Source organism: Streptococcus sp. UBA3373, assembly GCF_002360305.1.
Taxonomy (GTDB): domain Bacteria; phylum Bacillota; class Bacilli; order Lactobacillales; family Streptococcaceae; genus Streptococcus; species Streptococcus alactolyticus.
Map to the genome: position 1 here is coordinate 61,138 of NZ_DEQF01000049.1, position 2,349 is coordinate 63,486.

Consider the following 2,349-nt stretch of genomic DNA (forward strand, 5'->3'; position numbering starts at 1 on the left):
AAAAAATGATATGCAAACTTATCCAAAATTAGCATATTGCCAATCCCAGACAGCTGCATATCATTAAAGAGTTACCCTTCTTTTTCGTGAGATAGCTTCAATCGTTTGTTGCTATAATATAATCCTACCATGGCTAATAGAAAAACAGCTAAGCCAATAATGATAAAACTATAAGCCGAAATACTACTTCTTATCAAAGTCATCATTAAAGTTCCTAATGGCATAAATAGAATCGCTAAAGTATAAATACTTGAAATCACTCGTCCCATATACTCATTAGCGACACGACTTTGAACTTGACTAAAGAAATGAATATTAAAGATAGTTTCAAAAAGACTGTAAAACAGCACTCCAGAAAAACTCAAAAAAATAGGCAAACCTGTTAAGGGTGAAATAGCCAAAACAGTTATTCCTAGCCCGCTAAACCCTAATGCCCATAATAATGCTGATATCGTATTAGGAACTCTTTTTGACACTATTGCACCGAAAATAGAACCAACCGCCGATAAACTAAGGAGTGTCGCATAAGCACTCGACATTTTAAAAATACTAGAACTAAAAGGCAATAAATAAGTCAGCATTGCCAAGAAAAGATTTACCGTTGTAGCCATTATCAAAAGAAAAAATATCTCTTTTTGAGCAACAATATATAAAAATCCTTCCCAAATATCTTTAAGAATCTCTCTAAATATTAAATTCTGTCTGATTTCGTGTCCAACATAGTCAACATGCCTAATCATCAGCAGACAAAGAAAAGAAATCCCAAAAGTCAAACTATCCACAATTAAAGTCCAACGAATCCCAAAATAATGGTAAATAAGAAATCCTAATAGAGGTGAACTCACCTTAATGATTTGAACAGAGGTTTCTAAATACGAATTATAACTAACAAGCTTCTCTTTTTTGACAACCTCAGGAACATAAGCTCGATAAGCTGGGCTAGAAAACGCATTCGATACAGCAAGCAGCATATTTGCCAGAATCAAACCGTATAACATCAAGCGATTACTAGGAATAAATGCCAAGATTACACACAACAAAGCACAAAGCCCATCAGTCCAAAGCAAAATTTTGCGACGCCTAAACCTATCTGCAATTGCTCCACCAAATGGATTAAGGATAATAGCAATCACAACTTCGACAATTTGGTAAATTCCCAACATCTTTTGTCCAAAACTGCCCATGGACGCAATCCAACTGCTATTCCCATAATCATATAAAACATCTCCAAGTTTGTTAACTGCCCTACTTGCTAAAAGTTTTAAACTGTTTTTCTCCACTTTCATCCCCCTTAAATCTTTTCCATTATTATAAATGAGATTTTTAAGGGAATAAAAAAATTCCCGAATACGAGAATTTTTCATTTTAAAACTTTTTCCATATGAGATTGATAGTGTTTCGCGTGATTGATAGCACCAGTCACTTCAAAACAAAAAATAGCATTTTTCATATCATCTATCCCGCTGAAATCACCTTTAGCATATTTTAAGAAGCCCTTTTCGTAGAGAAAAACCGTACGGTGATAGGCATTTCGCTCATTTGACAATAACTTTTCAGCTTCTTTCTCAAAAAAGCTCGCTTCCTCTAATTCCCCACGCTCTGTACAAATCTCTATCATATTAATCAAGGTGCATTCAACCAAATTTCGATTCGTTGAAATTTCAGAATAATAATCGACTCGTTTCAGAATTTCTCTAACCATGCGACTCATCAAAGGAGTTGGATAAAAGGTGTAAAAATTACCAATTAAGATTAAATCACCAATTTCCCAGTTTTCTTTTTGAAAGAGGTAATCAATCACAAAATCCAAATCCTCTTTTGACATGGTACGAGTTTCGTCGCATTGGCAAATCATGCCTCGAAAGAGAATGATATTAAGCTTTGCTTGGATATCGGTAAAATCTTTTTCAAGTTTCTTTTGTTCCTCTTGAATCATTTTCTCCAAGCCTTGAACATCCTTCTGATAATGGTAAACAGCCATTTGAGACATCAATTTCTTCTGTCCCAGTTTTTTGTAGTTATTGGCTCGATTCATGAATTCATCAAGTGAAAGTTGAATGGCTTGCAAGGCTAGAAGAAATTTATTTAGAGAAATATCAGACTCACCTCGTTCAAAACGCGATAGCTGTGAAATGGATAAATCATCGCAGGCTACCTGCTTCAAAGAAAAACCACGATTGATTCGAAATTCTTTAAAGATTGGTCCATAATCTTGCATAAATTCTCCTTTTCCCACTTCAACGTTGCACTTATTAGGTCAATTTCACCCTTCGACTTGTTCGCTGAGTTCTTCCCATTCTGACATGAGGACTTCTTGTTGCTCGCTCAAGGCATCCAATTCTTTTTGCA

2 protein-coding genes are annotated in these 2,349 nt (G+C 35.0%); both read right to left on the minus strand.

Annotated features, from left to right (window positions below; translation table 11 throughout):
• Positions 1-71 precede the first annotated feature (71 nt).
• On the minus strand, positions 72-1,280 hold the full coding sequence (locus B3R79_RS06460) for an MFS transporter (protein WP_204984583.1): 1,209 nt from the start codon (positions 1,278-1,280) through the stop codon (positions 72-74).
• Positions 1,281-1,360: 80 nt separating this feature from the next.
• The gene (locus tag B3R79_RS06465; protein WP_074656872.1) at positions 1,361-2,218 is read right to left on the minus strand and encodes an Rgg/GadR/MutR family transcriptional regulator; all 858 of its coding nucleotides are present in this window, start codon (positions 2,216-2,218) and stop codon (positions 1,361-1,363) included.
• Positions 2,219-2,349: the final 131 nt, after the last annotated feature.